The following is a 20572-nucleotide window of genomic DNA, read 5'->3' as shown; positions in this document are numbered from 1 at the left end:
TAAGGAAACGAAGCACGTGCTGGAAGAACTCAAAGGCATCCTCACGACGCAGGCAGGACTGCCCCCCGCGCCCATCACCGCCGACGCGACCCTGGCCGACGCCGGCATCGACTCCATGGCGGTGACCGTGCTGTCCATGCAACTGGAGGACCGCATGGGCCTGTTCCTCACCGAGGACGAACTCTCGTGCGCCCCCACCGTCAACGCCCTGGCCGACCTCGTCGCGAGCCGAGCCGCCGGGAACCCGTGATGTCGACAGCCCCCGCCGTGTGGAACCCGCCCCAGTGGAACGCGCCCGAGGAGACCAGGGAGGAGCTCGTGCCCCTGGAATGGCGCGGCCTGCGCTACACCTGCCGCGTCATCACCTCGGACCGGCCCCAGGTCACCGAACCCCTGCTCCTGCTCGGCGGCGCTCTCCAGGACATGTACGCGTGGCCCCGGCTGGAGCGCAGGCTCAGCGCCCACATGCCGCTGGTGTTCGTCGACCTGCCCGGTGTCGGAACAGCCGACGACCTGCCCGCCGAGCAGGGCTTCGACGCGCTCGCCGAGGCCGCGCTGGTGGTCGCCGACCGGCTCGGGTACGACCGGGTCAACCTCCTGGGCGCCTCGTACGGCGCGCCGATCGCCTACCGTGCCGCTCTGAGCCGGCCGGCGCGGGTCGCACGGCTCGTCCTGGCGGGCGCCACGCACCGGATGAACCCGCGCCTGGTGTCCGACTGCGAGCAGGTGTGGAGTGCCCGCGCCGCGCTCGCGGACGACATCGACGGGACGCTCTCCGACTCCGGCTCGTACGAGATCGCCGGCCGCGCCGTCGCCACGCTGCTGAACACCGCTCGCCGGGACCAGGTCTCCCAGGCGGCCACCGTGGCACGGCTGTTGCACCGGCAGTTCGCCCGCATCACCCCGGCCGCGGCCCGCCGGCACGCCGTCTGCCACCGACGACTGCTCGCCGCGGATCCACTCCCGTCCGAGAGGATCGACGCCGTGCGCGCGCTGGTGTTCACCGGCGAGCACGACGACGTCAGCACGCCGGACGAGAACCGTGCCGTGGCAGCCGCCATCGCCGATTCGACCTTCCTCCTGGTCCACGACGCCGACCACATGGTGCACCTGGAACGGGAAGCCGAGTACGCCGACCTGATCCTGCGCTTCCTCACCGACCTCCCGCTCGACGGCCTCCCCTACGCAACCGCACCGGAACGGCTCGGACTGCGCAGGTAGGAGCCCACACGGTCCGCGAACGCGGCACCGCCCGCCCGGACCATGGCACGGTCCGGGCGGGCGGGGATCAGGCCGAGCGGGGTTCAGGTCGGCGGGATGTGCGGGGGCAGGGGCGTCAGGGAGTGATGCGCCACTGCTTGATGTACCCCACGTCGATCGCCGCCACGTCACGCACCCGCAGCTTCCACGTGCCGTCGACGGGCTGCGCCGAGGCGTTCACCGTGAAGGTCTGGTTCACGTTGTCCGTCGAACCCCCGCTGCGGTTCAGCAGCGAGTACGCGGTTCCGTCGGGGCCCACCAGATCGACCGTCAGGTCGCCCCGGTAGGTGTGGACGATGTCGACGTACACCTCCGTCGTCGCCGAGGCGTTGCCCGGGCGGCCCGTGATGGTGATGGGCGACTCGACCGCGGCACCGTTGTCGGGGATGTCGACACGGGTGGAGCTGCCGTAGATGTTCGCCACGCGCCACTCGAAGGTGTCCGACGCGGTCGAGCCCGTGCTGTCGGTGACCGTGACGGTCACCTCGCTGGTGCCGGTGGTGGTCGGGACCCCGGAGATCAGTCCGCCGTCGGTCGCGGTGAGGCCGTCGGGCAGGCCGGTGACCTCGTAGGTCAGGGGTGAGTCCGTGTTGGTGGTGTAGGCCTCGATCTGCAGGGACACGTCCTGGCCGACGCCGGAGAGCTGGTCGTCGATCGGGGCGAGGTTGGTGCCGAGCGCGATGCGGTCGCCGACGTTGATGCCCGCCCAGGCGGCGGCGACGGCGAGGTAGGTGTCGCTGTAGGCCCCGAAGAGATCGGTCGCGGCCTGCAGGGTCGCGGTCCTGGCGCCCGCGTAGTTGGTCGACGAGGTCATGTACGTCGTCAGCGCGCGGTACCAGATGTCGGCCGCGTTCTCGATGCCGATGCCCGTCACCGGCACACCGTCCACGGTCGGGCTGTCGTAGTCGACCCCGTTGAGGGTCTTCGCTCCGCTGCCCTCGGACAGCAGGTAGAAGAAGTGGTTCGCCGGCCCGGAGGAGTAGTGGACGTCGATGCCGCCCAGTGAGGCGTCCCAGTGGTCGCGGGAGGCACCGTCCTTGGAGGGCTTGTCCATGTACCGCAGCGGCGTGCCGTCGCCGTTGATGTCGATCTTCTCGCCGACCAGGTAGTCGGGGACGTCCGCCTCCAGTCCCGCGTCGAACTCGACGGCCGCGGCGAAGATGTCCGAGGTCGCCTCGTTGAGACCGCCCGACTCACCCGAGTACGTCAGGTTGGCGGTCGCGGCGGTGACACCGTGGCTCATCTCGTGGGCCGCCACGTCGAGCGACGTCAGCGGCGCCGCGTTGCCCGCGCCGTCCCCGTACGTCATGCAGAAGCAGGAGTCCTGCCAGAAGGCGTTGACGTAGTTGTTGCCGTAGTGGGCGCGGCTGTAGGCGGCCACGCCGTCGTTGCGGATGCCGTTGCGGCTGTGGACGTCCTTGTAGTAGTCCCAGGTCGCCGCCGCGCCGAAGGCGACGTCCACGCCGGCGGTCTGCCGGTTGCCCGGAGTGCCGTCACCCCAGACATCGTTGTCATCCGAGAAGAGCGTGCCCGTGCCGGACGTTCCCTGATTCAGGTCGTACGTACGCTGCCCGGCGCGGTCGCCGTCGACGAGCTGGTACGACGAACCGGAGAGCGTGCTGCCGACGGACACCTCGCCGCTGTACTGGCCGTGACCCGCTCCGGTGTGCACGCCCTCGTACTCGGCGGCGACCTTGCCGGTGCGCGCGTCGGTGACGACGTGCAGCTCGCTGGGCGTGCCGTCGTCCTGGAACCCTTCGACGACGGACTCCCAGGCCAGGACCGGCTCGGCGGACCCGGCGGCCCACACCACGAGCCGGGGCTCGCCCTCGATCCCGGACTTCTCCACGTCGGCCGCCCTGCCGACGGCCAGTGCCTTGTCGGCGGCGCCGGTCGCGGAGATCTTCGGGGTGGTCGTCGGCACCGTGATGGTGGCGCGGGTCGCCTTGGAGGTGGTGCTGCGGCCGTTCCTGTGGTGCAGCACCAGGTCGCCGCCGAGGACCGGAAGCCCCGCGTACGTGCGCTCGTACCGGGTGTGGGTCGTGCCGTCGGCATCCTTGACGACGTCCTTCACGACGAGCTTCTCGCGTGCGCCGAGGCCGAGTTGCTTCGCCGTGTCACCGGACTTGGCGGTGGCGCTCTTGAGCAGTGAGGCGCGCGCGGCGGGTGACAGGGCGGGTTGGGCGGCTCCGGCCCGCGGTGTGGCGACGATCTTCGAGGGGCCGGAACCGGGGTCGGCGGGTGCGGCGGACACGGATGCGCCCTGGACGCCCAGGACGAGCAGCGAACTCGCGGTCGTGAGGGCGAGGGCTGCGGCGCGTCTGCGCCGGTGGGCAAAGCGATGGGACCCGGACAATGTCTTCTCCTCCTGCGACGGCCGGCGTCTGGTGGACACCGGCGGTGAGCGGGCCGACGGGGTATGGCCGGCCCGGGACGGGGCGGAGCGGAAAGGAGCGCAGCACGAGGTGCACACGAAGGCGCCGGAGAACTCGGCGGCGCGTGAGACGTGGGGGTACGGGGGAGGTATGAGTGGGGGGTGTGGGGGTGTGAACGAAAGGTGAACGTTCGACAGCAGAGTGACATCCGATGCACAGGTTGTCATGGATGTGACAAGACAACGGCTTGAATTGACCATTGTTTGCTGCGGGTTCCTCACCGGCGGCACATGTTTTCAGCCGCGGTGCCCCGGCGGCACCGCGGCCGTGCGGTGCGGTTCCGGTGCCTCCCCGAGGGCGGTGTGCCGACCGGACTCGTTCATCTCCGGGTGCGGCGGCTCCGGTGCGGGCGAACATCGGGACCGCACGACAGTCGTACGCGCCGGCCCGGGGCCCGGCTGAGCCGGCAGCAGTTCGTCCGTTCGTCCGTTCGTCCGTTTGCCCGTAGTGAGGCTCAACTGCCTTGCTGAACACGCTCGTTGTCAGTGGTGACGGCTAGTCTCCGGGACGACATGGAGCACTGCCCGGTCACCCGGCCGCGCGGTGCGGTGGACGCTCGTGAGGAAACACAATGGACCCTGTCTTCGCCGATTTCGCCACCCGGCCCGCCAAGCTGTCGAACGCCGTCGTTCGCCGGCACCGCTGTGCGGTCGCCCCGTCCTACGTGGTGGTGGCGTCGGGCGGCCACCTCAGCGTGGACTTCATGGTGCCGGACGAGGAGGAGATCACCGAAGCCGAGCTGTGTATGTCGGTGCTCGGCGTCGCCGCGCCCGTCGACGCCGAGGTGAACGGTGAACCGCTGGCCAAGGGCTTCCTGCTGCCCGGCACCGAAGGACCCGACACCGTACGCGAGTACGTGCTGACTGTGCCCGGCACGGCGCTGCGGCCGGGCGCCAACGTCCTGGCGGTGCGCAACGCCGCCGTCGAGGACGAGGACGACGGCGTGATACGGCTGCGGACCGTCACGTTGGACTCCGCCGAACACGGCGGCCGGGCACGGCGTGTGTCCGGGCAGGGGGCAGGTGAACGATCCGGGTGGGTCTTCGCCACCGAGCGCCGCCGCCTGGGAGCCGCCACCTGGCAGCCGGGGGCGGATCTGCGCCTTCAGGTCCACCGGAGCGAGACGAACGACGAGGCGGGCGAGCGGGAACCGGTCACCCGCCTCGCGTGGCGCGGGACCACAGGAGCGGAGTCCTCCGTGGCGTTCCGTACGGATCTGTCAGGGTTCCACGGTCACTTCAGGGACGCCGACGGCTCCCTCGGTGAACTGCGCGGCACCCTCACCGGCCCGCTGCCCCGTGCCGTCCCGCAGCATTTCACCACCGAGGAGGAGCACGACGGCGTGTGGAGCCCGGCCGGCCGGCTGCGGCTGCTCCTCGACGACGGCGGCGCCCCGGTGGACCGCGTGACGTGGAGCGACCGCGGTGGCGCGGCCACCTCGCTCTCGCTGCTCCTCCCGGTCATGGCGGGACGGCCCGCGGCACCCGGCGAGCGGCGTGACGTCACCGAGCTGGTCTCGCGGGTGTGGGCCAGCGACGAGTTCACGGACTTCGGCGAGGTCGCGGAGAACCTGGTGAAGTCGGGCGGCAAGTGGCTCGCTCACGAGCAGGACCCCGAGCTGAGCTTCACCTTCGACCTGCCGGTCGCGGTGAGTGCCTACAGCCTGACCTCCGCCAACGACGCCCCTGAGCGGGACCCGGCGGTCTGGGTGCTGGAGGGTTCCTCCGACGGCCGGTCCTGGACGCCGCTCGACTCCCGCGAGGGTGAGGTCTTTCAAGGCCGCTACCAGTGCAGGGAGTTCACGCTCGCCCGCTCGGAGGCCCATCGGTACTACCGCCTGCGGATCACCGACAACCACGGTGCGCAGGAGACCCAGTTGCTCGATGTGCGCTTCTTCGACGGGGGTGCCGAGGCCGCCGCCGCCGGCGTCAGCGACTTCGTCGGCTACCGCCAGAGCGCGGACGCGCAGCCGGTGGGCTACCGAGGGACGAGGATCCCCGCTCCCGTTTCCGGGGCGGACGGGCAAGGTGGCGACGAGCCCGGGGAACTGCTCGCCGTCGACTTCTCGGACACCGCCCGGAACCTGCAGGACGCCGCGCGGCTGCTGGAGCAACTGACCCGGTACCTGCGTCCCTGACACCTCGGCGCAGGCGGGCCCGCCCCGGCAGTCAGGGGCCGGGTCCGGCCGCCGCGCCTGCGGTCATGCCTGTGGCCGGGTTCCGTCGATGGCGACGCGCTGCCCGTAGCGGGAGTACGGGAAGTAGTCCCAGGTGGCGTGGTGCTGGACGCAGCGGTTGTCCCAGAACACCAGGGTGTCGGCCTGCCAGCGGACCCGGCAGTGCAGCAGGTTCGTGCGGGCGATGTGGTCGTACAGCATCTCCAGGACGGCCTTGCTCTCGGTGGCGGACAGCTGTGTGATCCGCGAGGTGTACGGGCCGTTCACGAACAGGAGTTTGCGTCCGGTGTCGGGGTGGCGCACCACGACCGGGTGCTCGTTGCGCGGCACGTCGTACTCCGCGGGAGGCATCTGCCCCAGCGTGAGCCAGGGGCGCGCTCCGTCGTGGACGGCGGTGAGTCCGTTCAGGAACGTCTTCATCGCAGGGGACAGCATGTCGTAGGCGAGGTGCATGTTGGCGAAGAGGGTGTCGCCCCCGCTGCCGATCTCCGGGACCTCGGTCACGTAGAGCATCGAGCCGAGTGAGGGCTCGTCGTCGGCGGTTCCGTCGGCGTGCCAGCCGTTGCCGACGACGGCCTTGGAGTCCTTGTCCGCACTGACCTTGAGGATGTACGGGTCGGACCCCTCCTCGGGCAGGGAGTCCAGGTGCAGCGGCCCGAACAGGGCGGCGAACCGCTTGTGGTCCTCCGGAGTGAGGTGCTGGTCGCGGAAGACGAGGACGTGATGGGTCAGGAAGGCCGTCCGGATGTCCTTCTGCTGGACCGGAGTCAGTTCCTCGGAGAGGTCGAGGCCGGATATCTCCGCACCGAGAAGCGGTGTCAGCGGGTCGACGGTGAAGCTCTCGTAGGTCTCACGGGGCGCTGTCGTGATGCGTGCGACGGCGTCCAGGGTGAACTGGTCCATGGGTGTCTCCGAGGTGAGGGGCGGCAGGGAAAGGGGCGGAAGAAGGCCGGCAGAGGGACAGGGAACGATCGGCGACGGCCTCGGGCCGGTGGCTCACCGGTCGGCGTCGATCGCGCGGGCTATGTCCCGTACGTGCAGCCCGGTGACGATCCCGTAGTGCGTGGCTTGTACGTGGTGCACCTGAGTGGGACGGGGAAGCAACGCCGTCCACTCCTCGGCGGCCGTCGGTGCGGGCGGGGCGAGGGGCAGGCCGGCGGTGATCTCGGTGGCCAGCCACAGGGTGCTGGGCGTGCGGGTCAGCCGGGGTGCGGTGTGGGCGGTCATCGCGGAGATGCTGGCCCGGCAGCAGTGGGCGAGCCGTTCCGCGTAGGTCTGCCCTGTCGCCTGGACCCGGGATGCCGGCCGGGCCGTGTCGCCCGGGGGCTGGTTGCCCCGCAGTTCGAGCTCGAAGACGGCACGCAGGGCGTTCTCGTCCGCCATCGGGACCTGGGCCTGCGGCGCGGGCGGATCCAGGAGATACAGCCGGTCCACGGGACGGCCCGCCGCTTCGGCGCTCGCGGCCATGGAGTGGGCGACCAGCGCGCCGAACGACCAGCCCGCGAGCCGCAGTCGCATCCGCGGGTCGGGGAACCGGGCGCGCAGCGCGGCGAGGTAGCGGTCGGCCCGCTCGGCGACCGACCAGTGCGGCAGCCGGGGATCGTGCAGAGCGGGGTCGGGGACGAGGCAGACCGTGGTGCGCGCGTTCAGGGCGGAGACCAGCGGCCGATAAGCCTGGATGTCGCCACCGACCGGGTGGATCACACACAGGACGTCCTGGTCGTCGCCGGTCTGCCAGGTCTCGATGGTCACCGGGTCGTCGGTGGGTTGCCCGGTCCGCGCGGGAGGGTCGAGGCGGGCGAGGAGATCGTTGACGCTCACCTGATGGCTGAGACGGGAGAGCTCGATGTCCACTCCGTACCGCCGCTTCACCTCGGAGAGCAGATCGAGCAGGGTGAGGGAGTCCGCGCCCAGGTCGTACAGGGACGCTGCCGGGTCCAGTGTGTCCGTGCCGAGCAACTCCCGCGCCGCCTCCACGAGTTCGGTGGCGTCGGGCGGCCCCGCGATGAGGCCGGGTGACTCCGCGGCACCGACCGGCCCTTGGCCGACCTGCGACGCCGGAGCCGACGCCGACGCCGACCCCGCTCCGGCCCCCGGCACCGGCTCCGGCACCGGCTCGTAGAAGTACCGGGAGGCCTCCAGTGGCGTACTGGACACGAGCAGGTGCGGCAGCTGGAGTTCCATGGCGTCGGCGAAGACGCGCAGTCCCTCGGCGGTCGACAGCCCCGTCCGCAGATGTGCCTGGTGGCGCGCGTCGGTGCCGAGCGCGTCGCGAGCCATGCCGGCGTCCCGCCACACGTCCCAGCCGATGCTCAGGCGCACGGTCGCCGGGGAGGTCTCGCCACCGTGGTGGGCGAAGGCGTCGAGCACCCCGTTCGCGGCCGCGTAGTCGAACTGGCCGACGCCGCCGAAGAGGGCCGACAGGGACGAGCAGTAGACGGCGTAACGCGGCCCGTGCCGGGCGATCAGCCGCTCGGTGAGCAGGACGGCCTTCAGTTTCGCCCGGTCGGCGCCGCGCATGGTCTCGCTGTCGCGGCGGATCAGGAGGGCGCCGGACGCGCTGCCCGCGGCGTGGACTATGCCGTGGAGGCGGCCGGTGCGGGGTGCGAGGCGGTCCAGGAGATCGTCGAGCGGCTCCTCGGCGAGATCGGCCGCGACGAGAGTGACACGGTCGGACCAGCGGGCGAGGGCGGCCGGCAGCTGAGGGCGGCGCGCGAGCAACACGACCCGCGCGTCGGTGTGTTCGAGCAGCCAGGTGGCGATGCCGGTGCCGACGCCACCGGTGCCGCCGAGGACGAGGTGTGTGCCGTCGCCCTCCGCGAGCCCGGCGCCCCTCATGAGCCCGACACCCTCCGCGAGCCCGACACCCTCCGCGAGCCCGGCGGCGCGGGGGAGCGGGCGCGCTACGGACCGGGCGACCGGCCGCCACCAGTAGCCCTGGCGCAGGGCGACACGGCGCTCCGGGGCGGCCTCCGTGGGCGTCTCCGCGAGGACGAGCGGCAGGAGATGGGCCCAGTCGGACGGATCGGCGCCCGGCAGGTCGATCCAGCGGGTGTCCAGGCCGAGTTCCTGGCGCGGCACCTCCACCGCCGCGGCCAGCAGGCCCAGTTCGGGGCGCGTCACCTCGCCCGTCACCGGTTGCGCACCGTGGGACAGCCACCACAGGCGCGGACGTGCGCCGGGCGGCAGGCTCGCCACGGCCTGGCACAGGGCGGCCGTGTGGTCGAGGCAGACGCGCCTCGCGTCCTCCAACGACGCTTCCCCGACCGGCCCTTCGACGCCGAGAGGCAGCGCGTGCAGCCACTCGAATCCTTCGGGAGCGTCGTGTCCGACGTCCCGTAGCAGCCGGGCCAGCGAGGCGGGGTCGGCGGGATCGACCTCGTACCGGTCGGTGCCGGACCGGGCGTACGCGGTGCCGGTCGTGACGTGGACGACGCGGCTGTGCGCGGAGTGCAGTGCCTTCCAGCCGACCGGCGTCGCGGTGCCGTCGGTGACGACCACGACCGGGCGCCCCGACAGGGACCCGTTGTACGGGACGGCCCGTCGCAGCCGCGCCCACTCGGTCTGGTGCAGCCACTCGTCCTCCGGCATCCGCACCGGAGGCGCGGTGGCGGCGGGGCCGGCTGCCGTGACGCGCTCGGGTCGCCGGGCGCCGCGCGGGAAGTCGTAGTCGGTGAGGGCGAAGGCGGGCGGCGGAAAATCCCAGGGCGGGGGAGCGGAGTCAGTGCCCGGCCGCAGATCGGCGCTCGCATCGGCCGACTCGGCCGGCCCCCGCTCCGGTTCCACAACGGCGCCCGCACCGGTCACCGCACGCTCAGCACCCTCCGCGACCGTCCGCAGCCACGCCACGGCCGTCCCGGCGTCCGGGCAGAGGGCCGCGACACGGTGCGTCCGCGTCGGCCGGCCGCTCCGCAGATGGCGCACGACCTGGTCGTACGTCTGCGGAGCGGCGGCCAGATGATCGGCGATGCGCCGGGCGTCCGTACGCAGGGACTGCTCGCTGCTGCCGGACAGCACCAGGCGGCCGGCGCGGGCGCTTCGGTCCGCGCTCGGCGGTGTCCGCCCCGGTGCGGCGGCCTCGTGGTGCTCCAGGATCAGATGGGCGTTGGTGCCGCCGATGCCGAAACTGCTGACGGCGGCGACACGGGGACGCCCCGTCGGCCAGGGCTGCGCGCTCGTCGGGATGCGGAAGGGGCCCGCGTCGGCGCCGATCTCCGGGTTGAGACGCCGGAAGTCGACGTTCGGCGGGATCACCCCGTGGTGGACGGCGAGTGCCGCGCGCACGAGGCCGACGACGCCCGCGGCGGCGCCCAGGTGACCGATCTGGCTCTTCACGGACGACAGGGCGCAGGAGGCGGAGGCGGGCAGGTCGAGAGCCTGCCGCAGCGCGCCGACCTCCACGGGGTCGCCCAGCCGGGTCCCGGTGCCGTGCGCCTCGACGTAACCGATGTCGGTGGCCGGGCGGCCGCTGCGGCGCAGCGCGGTACGGATGACCTCCCGCTGCCCGGCGACGGAAGGCGCGCTGTAGCCGAGCTTCGACGCGCCGTCGTTGTTGAGGGCGGACCCGGTGACGACGGCGTAGACGGTGTCGCCGTCGCGTTCCGCGAGGCTCAGCGGCTTGAGGACCACGACCCCGACGCCACTCGCGCCGACGGTGCCCGCGGCGTCGTCGCTGAAGGGCCGGCAGTGGCCGTCGGGCGAGAAGATGTGCTGCGGCCGGTAGGTGTAGCCGTCCGTCAGCAGCGTGTCGACCAGTACCCCGCCGGCCAGCATGACGTCGGCCTCGCTCTGCCGCAGCAGTCCGGCCGCGAGGTGCACCCCCACGAGGGAGCTGGCACAGGCCGCCTGCACGGTGAAGGCGGGGCCGGTCAGGTTCAGGTGGTACGCCACCTTGGTGGCGAGGAAGTCCTTGTCGTGGTGGAGGGCCAGGCGGAAGCCGTCCGGGAGGGCGGCGGGGTCGGCCTCCCGGAGCATGGACTGGAAGTAGGTGTTCTCGCCGCAGCCCGCTATCAGGCCGACGCGGCCGGCGGCGGGGTCGGCGATGCCCGCGTGGGCGAGCGCCTCGACACAGCTCATCAGCAGGTGTCGCTGCTGCGGGTCCATCAGCCGTGCTTCCTGCGGGCTGATGCCGAAGTGGTGGGGGTCGAAGGCCAGCAGCCCGTCCATCTGGCTGCGGGCGCCCACGCGCCCCTCGGTGGCCGGGAAGTGCTCGATGCCGCGCTCTCCGGACTCGACCAGCCGCCAGAACGACGCCAGATCGGGGGCGCCGGGCAGTCGTACGGCCATCCCGATGACGGCGATCGGCTCGTCCGAGCCGCTGTTCCGTTCGACCGGTACACGCGCCGGGGACGGATCCGTGGCCGGGACCGCAGCCGTGTCCGGAGTCGGGTCCGACGCGTGGAGGAACCGGCTCAGGCCGCGTACGGTGACGTGCTCGAAGAGGTCCGCGACCGTGAAGGACAGGCCCAGGTCGACACCGCACCGCAACTGGAAGCGCATCAGGTCCAGACTGCCCGCGCCCGCGTCGAAGAACCGCTGGTCCGGCAGCACTCTCTTGCCCGTGACCGTGGCGAACAGCTCGCACAGCCGGGCCTCCCGCGCGGACACGACGGATCCCAGGGGTCCCGGGCCCCGCGTCTCAGGCGGCAGTCCACCCTTCAGTTCACGCCCCTGGGTGGCGACCGCGCGTCGGTCCAGTTTGCCGCTCGGGGTGCGCGGCAGCGCCTCCACCCTGCGGTACGTGCGTACGCGGGCGAAGGGCGGCAACTGCCCGGCGAGATGCGTGTTGAGCTCGTCCAGGTCCGGGTCGTCGCCACGGCACTGCAGCAGCGCCACGAGGGAATCGCCGTCGCGGGACACCAGGGCACCGATGACCGACGGGTGACCCACAAGCGCGGCCTCCAGCTGGCCCGGCTCCAGCCGGTGGCCGCTGATCTTGACCTGGTCGTCGTCCCTGCCGTCGAAGTGCAGCAACCCGGCGGCGTCGAAATGCGCCAGGTCGCCGCTGCGGTAGAACGTTCCCCGGTCGGGCAGCTCGGTGAATCTGGTGCGGTTGAGCTCCGCGTCGCCCAGATAGCAGGGCGAGGCCATCGGGCCCCCGATCAGCAGATGGCCGACAGCCCCGGGCGGGAGCGGTTCGCCGCTGTCGTCGGCCACACGAAGGACCGCGTTGGCCACCGGGTGCCCGATGGCCGGGCGGGTGGGCCAGAGCATCGGGTCGCCGTCGAGGCACAGACCGCTGACGACATGGGTCTCCGTGGGCCCGTAGTGGTTGAACAGCCGGGCGTCCGTCAGACCGGCGAACCAGCGGCGGATGGCGTCGGTACACATGAGCTGCTCGCCGGCGGTGACCACCTCACGCAGCCGCGACGGGAAGCGACCCAGGTGGACAGCGTGCTCGGCCAGCAGTTGCAGCGCCACACAGGGCAGGAACAGCCGCTCGACACCGGCCTGTTCCAGCTGGTCGAGCAGAGCGGGCAGGTCCTGCCGCCACTCGGGACGCACGAGATGCAGGCGTCCGCCCGAGCACAGCGTGGTGAGGATCTCCTGGAAGGAGACGTCGAAGGACAGCATCGAGAACTGCTGGGTGACCGCGGCCTCGCCGAGACCGCCCGCTCCGGTCTGCCAGTGCAGGAGGTTGCACAGGGTCAGGTCCGGTACGTCGACACCCTTGGGCGTGCCGGTCGAGCCAGAGGTGAACAGCGTGTAGAGCGGTCTCAGGCCCGCGTGGGGAGCCGGTCGCGGTGCGGACGGCGCGGCGGCGGCCAGCTCGATCAGGTGTCGTGGCAGTTCCGGTGGCGCGATCCCGGCCACGTCCTCCTCCGCGCCGGCCGAGGTCAGGACGCACAAGGGGGCGGCATCGCGCAGGACCCGGCGCAGCAGCGCCGGCGGGTAGGCGGGATCGAGCGGTACGACGGTCAGGTTGAGCTGTGCGGCGGCGAGGAGAGCCACGACGTGCTCGGCCGACGGTGTGAGATGCAGCGCGACCCGGGCGGGCGCCCCGGGGTCGGACGGCAACGGGAGCCGGGCCGTCAACTCCAGGGCCAACGCCCGTGCGTGGGCGTCGAGTTGCGCGTACGTGCGGGTGTGGTGGCCCGTGGTCAGGGCCGGCGCGTGCGGAGTCCGCCGTACCTGTGCGGCGAAAGCCTCCGCCACGGTCGTGAACGCGGGTGTGCTCAGCGCCCCTTGTCCAGGGTCGGGGAGCGTACGCCGGTAGGGCGCGACGAGTGCTGCCAACGTGTGCTCCTCCTGAGCCCGCTCCCCGTTCCCGTCCCGCTCTCCGTTTTCGTCCCCCTCACCGTTCCCGTCCCCCTCCCCGTCCTCGGCGGTGAGCAGGTCGATCGCCCGTACGAAGAGCCGATGGGCGGACGCCACCACCTCGGCGTCGAAGCGTCCGGCGGCGTACTCCCACAGGCAGTCGAACCCGGAGTCCCGCTCGACGACGGACAGCGTGAGCGCGCACTTGGTGTCGACGGGTTGCGGCCAGGCGGGACGGACCCGGCAGTCCGGCAACGACAGCGCGCCGAAGTCGGTGTTCTCCAGGACGAACATGAAGTCGAAGAGCGGGCCGCCGCCGAAGTCGTGGTCGGTCAGGACGTCGGCGAGCGTCACGTCCTGCCGGTCCAGAATCTGCTGGACCCCGGCGGTCTGCCGGCCGAGCTGCCGGCGCAGGCCGTCGCCCGGCTGGAGCCGCAGAGGCAGCAGCACGGTGTTGGCGAACATGCCGACGGTGGAGGCGAACTCGCCGACCGGCCGGCCCGAGACAGGGCTCGCCACGAGGGGACGGGTCTGTCCCGTCACGCCGTACAGGCTCCAGGAGAAGGCGGCCAGCAGCAGCTGGAAACGGGTGAGCCCGAGTTCCGCCCCGAGCCGGTCGAGCCGGGAGCGTCGGACGTGGTCGAGGGACGCGGTCAGCAGCCGGGCACCGGTGTCGGCGGTGCCCGCGACGGCGGGCGGGGGCGGGGAAGGTTCCAGGGCCGCGTAGTGGCGGCGCAGCGCCGACCGCTGCTCGTCGTAGGAGGACTCCAGGTGCCAACGCCGCTGCCACAGGGCGACATCGAGCGGCGTGTGCCGGGATCCCTCTTCCTCCTCGCGGCCGGCCACTTGTGCGGCGAAGGTCGCGGTGAAGGTGGTGAGGTCGCGGAAGAGGACGTTGAGGGACCAGCCGTCGACGGCGATGTGGTGCAGATGGAGCAGGAGGACCGTACCGTCGGATGTGCGCAGCAGGCCCGCTCGCAGCATCCGTGCCTCGGCGAGGTCGAAGGGCGTGGCGAAGAACCGCCGCGCCGCCGGCTGCCAGCCCTCACCGTCGAGGACGTCGGCCGGCGCCCAGGGGTCGAAGGGGTCGCCGATCTCCTGGAGGAGACCCTCCGGGGTGGACCGGAAAGCCGTGCGCAGTGCGGGGTGCTCGGCGACGAGACGGGTGAGTGCGGCGCGCAGGGCGGTCTCGTCGGGGGTGCCCTCAAGGTGGAAGGCGAGTGGAACGTCGTAGGCGCGCCTGTGCGGGTCGCTCCGGTCGAGGAGCCACAGGCGCTGCTGCTCGGAGGTGGCCGGCGCGGAACGGCGTCCGCTCGGGTCCGGCACCGCCGGGTGCGGTGGCGACTGCCGTGCGCCGGAGGAACCGGGGGAGCCGGAGGTGATGGCCTCGGTCAGTGCGGCGAAGTCCTCCCGCAGTACGACCGACTGCGGCACCTCGACGTTCCAGCGGCGCCGGATCCGAAACCGCAGGCGCAACGCCTTGAGCGAGTCGCCGCCCTGGGGAATCCAGCGGTCGTCGGGCCGCAAGCCGGGCACTCCCAGTACGCTTCCGGCCATCTCCAGCACCTCGCGCTGCGCGTCGGTCACCTCGACGGCCGTGCCCGAGGCACGGCGCCATGCCGGCGTCGTGGAGCCCAGCAGGGCGGCGTCGTCGACCTTGCCGTTGGCGTTGCGCGGCAGGGCGTCCACGAGATGGGTGCGGTGCGGGCGCATGTACGGGGGCAGGGTGGCCGTCAGATGGCGTTCGTACTCCTCGTACGTCAGCTCGGTGCCCAGTACCAGGTAGGCCAGCAGTTCATGGGCGCCGTCCACGTCGTGCCGGGTGCAGACCCGGGCCTGCCGGACGGCGGGGTGTGCGCCGAGCCGCTGCTCGACCTCACCGGGTTCGATGCGGAAGCCGCGTACCTTCACCTGGCGGTCCGCTCGCCCGACGAAGGTGAACAGCCCCGTGGCGTCACGGCGCGCGAGGTCGCCGGTGCGGTACCAGACGGCGCGGCCCGCGTCGTGCCACGGCAGCGGGGCGAAGCGGCGGGCCGTCTCCTCGGGCAGATTGCGGTAGCCCGTCGCCAGCCCGGCCCCGGCCACGTACAGTTCGCCGATCTCGTCGGTCTCGGCGGCCCGTGAGCCGTCGGCGACCAGCAGCGCGTCCGTGGCGGGCACGGGCCGGCCCACGGGAACGGTGTCGCCGTCGAAGTCACGGGGCACGGGGTGGTGCAGGGCGAAGGTCGAGGACTCGGTGGGCCCGTAGGCGTTGACCAGCCGCGTCGCGGTGCCGGGGTTGTCCCGGTACCAGCGCTTGACGCGGGTGGCGTTGAGCTGCTCGCCGCCGATCAGGACCTGGCCGACGGAGTCGAAGCAGTGCGGCACGCTGTCGGTGACGGCGTTGAAGAGGGCAGTGGTGACGAAGAGGGTGTCGATCCGCGCGTGCCGCAGGGTTTCGGCGAGCAGCAGGGGGTCCTGGACCTGTTCGTCGCTCAGGACGACACAGGTCCCGCCGGTCAGCAGCGGTACCCAGACCTCGTAACTCAGGGCGTCGAAGGCCGGGTTGGAGATGCTCGCGTATCGTGCGCCCGCGGTGGGGGAGAGGAAGCCGGGCTCGGCCAGACGCATGATTCCGGCGTCCTTGACCTCGACTCCCTTGGGGCGGCCCGTGGTGCCCGAGGTGTAGAAGAGGAACGAGGTGGCCGCGTCCGTCGCGGGGGTGACTTCGTCGAAGGGCGTCGCGCTCGTGCCCACACCCGCGCCCGCACCCGTGGCCGCGTCCTTCGTCGCGGGGAGGTCGGCGAGGAGGTCGTCGACGTCCAGCGGGAAGCCGGGACCCTCGCCGAGCGCACTGCCCGTGCCGTCGTGGACCAGGGCCACGGCGGCCGAGTCGTCGAGGATGTGGCGGCGGCGTTCGGCGGGGCTCTGCGCGTCGAGTGGGACCACGGTGGCTCCGGCACGGCGGATGCCGAGCATCACGCACACCAGCTGCCAGGACCGGGGCAGGCGGACCGCGACTGCCTGCCCCGCACGGACTCCGCGGGCTCGCAGGCCGCGCGCCACACGCAGGGAGGCCTGGTCGAGGGCCGCGTAGTCGAGGCTGTGCTCCCCGTCGACCACGGCGAGGGCGTCGGGGGTCAGGCGTGCCTGGTCGAGTACGGCCCCGGCCAGCAGCGGACCGGACGTGGAGGAGCCGTACGCGGCGGAGCCGGCCGTGGCGGAGTCGGGCGCGGAGGAACCGGACATCACGCCTCCTCGGTGACGGTGGACGCGACTGCGGGCGCGGCGGCGAGCGCGGCGAGTTCGGCGGCGAGCACGGCGGCCACCCGCGGCGAGGTACCGCTCTCCAGCACCTCCCAGTGGTCGCAGTCCAGTGGTTCGACCCGGATGCCGTTCTCCGCGCGACGCCGCCAGAAGTCGCGTACCCCGGGCAGGGACGCCGGGTCGGTGGTGGTGCCGCCAACGGCCTGCATCAGGACGAGACGGGCCGCCGAGGACGCCGGGAGGTGGTCACGGGCCGTGAGGCGATTGTGGTTGTAGATCCGGAAGTACTGGTCGATCTGCTCGTCGTCGATCCCCGGATACATGCCGTTGAACTTCACGAGCTTGTCCCGGAACTCGGCCAGGTCCACGGGCGCGGTCGCGGTGGCGCGCACCTCGGGGTCCTCGGTGGCCTGGGTGTCGAGCAGCACCACACTCACGTCGGTACGGCCGGCGCTCGCCAGTCGGCGGCCCATCTCGTGGGCGACCAGTCCGCCGTAGGAGAGGCCGGTGAGGACGAGAGGGCCGGCGTCGAAGGGTTCGATCAGCCGCAGATAGGCCTCGGCCATCTCCTCGACGCCCGGCAGGAAGGTCTCGCCGGGATTGACCCCGGGGGACTGGATCCCGTACAGGCCGACGTCCGTGGGCAGGGTCCTGGCCAGGGGGAGGTAGCAGAAGGCGGTGCCGCCGGCGGGGTGGACGCACACGACGTTTCCGCCGGTGCCGCCCTTCCGGAACTCGATGAGGTTGCTCGGCGGTGCCCCCGGACGGCCCTGGCGGACGAGACCGCCGAGGCCTTCGATCGTCGGGTGGAGCATGAGGTCGCGGACGGGGAGCGTGGTGCCGAGCGCTGCACGGACGCCGTGGGCCATCTTGATGGCCGACAGACTCGTGCCTCCGATGTCGAAGAAGCTGTCACGGATACCGAAGTCCGGGCCGAGGAGAATGCCCCGCCATATCTGATGCAACGTCAACTCTATGTGGTCGCGGGGGCTTTCCGTGTTGACCTGGCCGGTGCCGGCTTCGGCCGCTGCGCGCAGCAGGGCCGTACGGTCCAGCTTCCCGTTCCGGCTCAGCGGCAGGACGGGCAGCTCGACGACGACCGCGGGGATCATGTAGTCCGGCAGCCGGTCCGCCAGGGCCGCGCGCCACTCGTGCGGAGGCCGGGCGGGCACCGCGCCGACGGCCACCGCCGCCACCAGCCGGGGTTCGGCGCCGGTGTCCCGGTCGACCACCACGGCCGCCTCACGCACCTCCGGAAGGGCGAGCAACGCCGCCTCGATCTCGGCCGGTTCGATACGGAAGCCGCGCAGTTTCACCTGGTCGTCGACGCGCCCCACGTACACGGCGTTGCCGTCGGGCAGATACCTGGCGAGGTCCCCCGTACGGTAGACGCGCTCGCCGGGGAGGAACGGGTCGGGCAGGAACCGCTCGTCGGTCAGGTCGGGGCGGTGCAGATAGCCGGCCGCGAGACTCGCGCCGCCGAGGTGGACCTCTCCGGCGACACCGACCGGGACCGGCTCCAGGTGCTCGTCGAGGAGGTACATCCGGGTGCCGGCGAGGGGGCGCCCGATGGGGCACTGCCGGTCGAGGGGCTGCGGGTCGTAGTACGCCGTGCTGTACAGCGTGGTCTCGGTCGGCCCGTAGCCGAAGCACACCTTGAGACCCGCGAGATGCTCCCGCATGCGGTGCAGCGCGGCCTCCGGCAGGGACTCCACACCGGTGAGCAGCTGGCGCAGCGCGAGCCCGTCGAGCCGTTTGCCGGGCTCCTCGTCGATCCACCGGATGTAGGCGGGCGGCAGGAACGCCTGCACGATGCGATGCTGTCGCATCCACTCCATCAGTTCCTCGGGATCGCCCCGCAACTCCTCCGGTACGAGGTGCAGTTCGGCGCCCGTCGTCAGCGGCAGCAGCAATTCGTGGACCGAGGCGTCGAAGCCGATGCTGGACCACGCGGAGGTGGCCTCCCCCGGCGTCGCGCCCATGCGGGCCACCCAGTTGTCGAACAGGTTCAGGACGCTGCGCCGGGTGACGGCCACGCCCTTGGGGCGGCCGGTCGAACCGGACGTGTAGAGCACGTAGGCCACCTGCTCGTCGTCCGGGACCGGCGCGGGCGGGACATCGTTGTCCGCCGATGCCTCGACCGTCGGCAGGTATCGCCAGCCGGCCGGCCGCTGCGCGCCGGGGAGGTCGCTCAGCACCAGGACGGCGGCCGCGTCCTCGACCATCGCGGCGAGCCGAGCGGGCGGCTGGGCCGGGTCGAGCGGCAGATAGGCGGCACCTGACTTCAGGATGCCCAGCACGCCGACGACCAGCTCGACGGAACGCCCGGTGTGCAGAGCGACGATGTCGCCGGGGCCCACACCCTGGTCGGCGAGGGCACGGGCGAGGCGCCCGGCCCGCCCGGCGAGGGTGGCGTAGTCGAGCCTTTCGCCGCCGCACACCAGCGCGGTCTGCGTCGGGCGGGCCGCTACCTGCTCGTCGAACCGGTCCACCAGCCCACCGGTACGGGAGTCTGTACCGAACTCCGTTCCGCTCCCGGTGCGGGACGCGGACTCGGCCGTGAGGGGCCGTCCGTTCGCGAACTCCGTGAGCAGCAGCCGCCGTTCCCGGTCGTCCATCAGCCTGAGCGTGCCGACGGGCGCCTCGGGCCGGGCCACCATGTCGGTCAGCAGGTGCTCCAGCTGACGTACGTACCGCCGCGCGGTGTCCTCGTCGAACAACGCCGACGCGTAGTCCAGGTGGCCGACGACGCGACCCCGGGACTCGGTCAGCGACAGCGCCAGGTCGAACTTGGCCGGCGCGTCCGGGATGTCGAGCGGAGTGACGTCGAGGCCGGACAGTTCGAGCAGCCCGTCCCGCTCCGGGACCCAGGCGCACATCGTCTGGAACAGCGGTGTGTGGGCGGCGCTGCGGACCGGGTTGACGAGCTCCACGATGTGCTCGAAGGGCATGTCCTGGTGGTCGAGTGCGTCGCGCAGGACTCCGCCCACGTGCGCGAGGGCGTCGCCGGCCGTCGCCGTGCGGGAGAAGTCGGCGCGCAGAGGCAGCGTGTTCACGAAGAAGCCGATGAGATCCGACAGGTCCTCGTTGTGCCGCCGGCCCGCCGTGGGTGTGCCCACGACCACGTCGGTACGGCCGCTGAGCCGCGACATCAGCAGCGACCAGCCGGTCAGGACGGAGCCGAACAGCGTGCGTCCGCGCTGTCGTGCCAACGCCCGCAGGCCGGCGGTGAGGTCGGCGTCGAGGGCGAACTCCACCCGGCCGCCCCGCAGATCCTGCTGGGCGGGGCGCGGGCGGTCGGTGGGCGGCCCGGACAGCGGCGGGGCGTCGGCCAGCTGCCGCTGCCAGAAGTCGGCGTGTTCGGCGAGTCCGCCCGCGAGGACATGCTCCCGCTGGGCGCGGGCATGGTCGGCGTACTGCAGGGGGAGCGGCGCCAGCGGGGAGGGTAGTCCGTCCAGCAACGCCTTGTACAGAGCGCTTAGTTCACTCATCATCACGCTCATGGACCGGCCGTCGAAGACCGTGTGATGGATCGTCAGCAGCAGGACGTGGTGGTCCTGCGCCAGCGTGAGGAGACGGCCGCGGCAGAGGGGGCCGCGCGCCAGGTCGAACGGGTCCGAGGCTTCCCACAGGCGCAGTTCGCCGAGGCGCGCCGTGGAGTCCGGCAGTCCGGTGAGATCGTCCGCCGCGAGGGTGAATCCGGTCTCCGGCGGATCGATGTGCTGCTGCACCTCCCCGTCGACGGCCACGAGCCGGGTGCGCAGTGCCTGCTGTCTGACGACGAGCGCGTCGAGCGCGCGACGCAGGACGGCCGTGTCGAGGGGGCCACGGAGGGTGAAGGTGACGGGTTCGTTGTACGCCTCGTTCCCGCCCGGGAGCTGGGCGAGGAACCACAGGCGCTGCTGGGCGAAGGAGGCCGGGGCCAGGGTGAAGGAGACCGAGGGCTCCCGCCGGGGGGAGCCGGCGGGATGCTGCCGGGGAGACGGAACCCGGGGGGTGTACGGAGCCTGGGGGGTGTCATGCACGGACAAGGCTGGGTCTTCCCGTCGTCAGGGTTACTGGTTCCGAGAGGCACGCTGGGGGTTCGGCCGCCCGTGCGGCGGGCCGCCGAGGCTGCTCTACGTCCGGTTGCCGGGCGGAGCTGCGGAGTCGGGGCGGGCGGCTGTCCGGCGATTCATTGCGACAACGTTGCCAGGCG

Annotated in this window: 7 protein-coding genes; 3 read left to right on the top strand and 4 right to left on the bottom strand. The window is 72.2% G+C overall.

The features are described from left to right. Positions 1 to 16: 16 nt before the first annotated feature. Positions 17 to 250, top strand: coding sequence for an acyl carrier protein (locus ACIOKD_RS12650; RefSeq protein ID WP_402082020.1), 234 nt, complete (start codon positions 17 to 19; stop codon positions 248 to 250). Next, positions 250 to 1221, top strand: coding sequence for an alpha/beta fold hydrolase (locus ACIOKD_RS12645; protein WP_402082018.1), 972 nt, complete (start codon positions 250 to 252; stop codon positions 1219 to 1221). The genes ACIOKD_RS12650 and ACIOKD_RS12645 overlap by 1 nt, the downstream gene beginning before the upstream one ends. A 115-nt stretch (positions 1222 to 1336) precedes the next feature. On the opposite strand, the gene ACIOKD_RS12640 is transcribed toward ACIOKD_RS12645, so the two are convergent. Further along, the gene (locus ACIOKD_RS12640) at positions 1337 to 3616 is read right to left on the bottom strand and encodes a M4 family metallopeptidase (RefSeq protein ID WP_402082016.1); all 2280 of its coding nucleotides are present in this window, start codon (positions 3614 to 3616) and stop codon (positions 1337 to 1339) included. Between the two features lie 650 nt (positions 3617 to 4266). Here ACIOKD_RS12640 and ACIOKD_RS12635 point away from each other — a divergent pair. Beyond that, on the top strand, positions 4267 to 5832 hold the full coding sequence (locus ACIOKD_RS12635) for an alpha-1,2-mannosidase (protein WP_402082014.1): 1566 nt from the start codon (positions 4267 to 4269) through the stop codon (positions 5830 to 5832). Positions 5833 to 5895: 63 nt separating this feature from the next. Here ACIOKD_RS12635 and ACIOKD_RS12630 read toward each other — a convergent pair whose 3' ends face one another. The 3 genes from ACIOKD_RS12630 to ACIOKD_RS12620 all read right to left on the bottom strand — a co-directional run bounded on the left by ACIOKD_RS12630 (position 5896) and on the right by ACIOKD_RS12620 (position 20399). Next, the gene (locus tag ACIOKD_RS12630) at positions 5896 to 6774 is read right to left on the bottom strand and encodes a TauD/TfdA dioxygenase family protein (RefSeq protein ID WP_402082012.1); all 879 of its coding nucleotides are present in this window, start codon (positions 6772 to 6774) and stop codon (positions 5896 to 5898) included. Positions 6775 to 6867: 93 nt separating this feature from the next. Beyond that, complete coding sequence (locus ACIOKD_RS12625; RefSeq protein WP_402082010.1) at positions 6868 to 16356, bottom strand: amino acid adenylation domain-containing protein; 9489 nt, start codon at positions 16354 to 16356, stop codon at positions 6868 to 6870. After that, complete coding sequence (locus ACIOKD_RS12620) at positions 16356 to 20399, bottom strand: amino acid adenylation domain-containing protein (RefSeq protein WP_402082561.1); 4044 nt, start codon at positions 20397 to 20399, stop codon at positions 16356 to 16358. The genes ACIOKD_RS12625 and ACIOKD_RS12620 overlap by 1 nt, the downstream gene beginning before the upstream one ends. Positions 20400 to 20572 lie beyond the last annotated feature (173 nt).

The sequence above is a fragment of the Streptomyces sp. NPDC087844 genome (assembly GCF_044742785.1).
Classification (GTDB): domain Bacteria; phylum Actinomycetota; class Actinomycetes; order Streptomycetales; family Streptomycetaceae; genus Streptomyces.
The sequence above is the reverse complement of the archived record's forward strand: the minus strand, read 5'-3'. Positions and strand labels throughout refer to the sequence as shown.